The organism is Paraburkholderia tuberum STM678 (assembly GCF_902833905.1).
Taxonomy (GTDB): domain Bacteria; phylum Pseudomonadota; class Gammaproteobacteria; order Burkholderiales; family Burkholderiaceae; genus Paraburkholderia; species Paraburkholderia tuberum.
Genome location: NZ_CADFGP010000173.1, coordinates 1 through 921, shown reverse-complemented (window position 1 = coordinate 921; position 921 = coordinate 1). Strand labels below are relative to the sequence as shown.

Below are 921 nucleotides of genomic sequence, written 5' to 3'. Positions count from 1 at the left end.
CGAGCGAGCCACGTCCGGGCCCCAAACCGATGTAGCGCCAGTGTGCTGGGCACCTCGAACAGCAGGTAGCCAATGAAAAACAGCGATGCTCCAAGGCCATACGCGGCTTCCGTCATGCCGAGTGCCTGAACCATTTCCAATTTCGCGAAGCCGACGTTCTGCCGGTCGATGAATGCGATGAGAAACATGACAATCAGCAGCGGCATCAGCCGCCATGCCATTTTCTTCATTACCTGCTGCTCACGTGTTACGGACGTAGACATGTTCGCTCCAAGTTCCATGCCCGCTGCCGCTCGACTGGCGTTTCGAAAACGGTCAGTCAGACGAAAACAAGCAGATTGATATAGTCATGTATATGTTTGTATGTTTGAGGTCGGGCTGCAATGAGGTATAACCCGGACGAGCGCACGCAAGCGAGCTGCGGCCGCAACTGGCGACCAGTGATGTATTCGGCGAACGAGGTGTAGAGCCTGAAAGTCGCAGGAAAAATGCGACCTGCCGGGTGACAGAAAGTCAGTTCGCGTTGTCGGTCCCTATGACAGCACCAAACGCGGCGAGGAAGTCGCGTTGTCAGCGAATATCGACCTGATACTGGAACGCTGCAGCAGCACCACGCGTGGTGCGCCATTCAATAGGCGTCCCGGCGAAATCGGATGCCACACGGTGCACAAGGATTACCGGGCTGCCAACGTCGATATGCAGGAGCGCCGCATCAGCGTCCGTCGCCTGTTCGACGTTCAGAATCTCGGTTGCGGATGCGACGATTTGGCGGCAAAGCCGCTCGTAAAGCGGATAAAGCAAATCCTCGAAGCCACCAAGGGGCAGAGTCGCCAGCGCTTCGAAACGGCTTCGAGGTAGCCATATTTCTTCCGACAAAACGGGTTGTCCCTCAATCAGTCGTACCCGCGAGAGATGAACAGC

Annotated in this window: 1 protein-coding gene and 1 pseudogene; both read right to left on the bottom strand. The window is 56.4% G+C overall.

Annotated features, from left to right (window positions below):
* Positions 1-263 (bottom strand): annotated as a pseudogene (locus tag HWY30_RS40805) (MFS transporter); the annotation flags it as partial.
* A gap of 307 nt (positions 264-570) precedes the next feature.
* On the bottom strand, positions 571-921 hold a 351-nt coding region (locus HWY30_RS40800), incomplete at its 5' end, for a GntR family transcriptional regulator (RefSeq protein WP_176079063.1).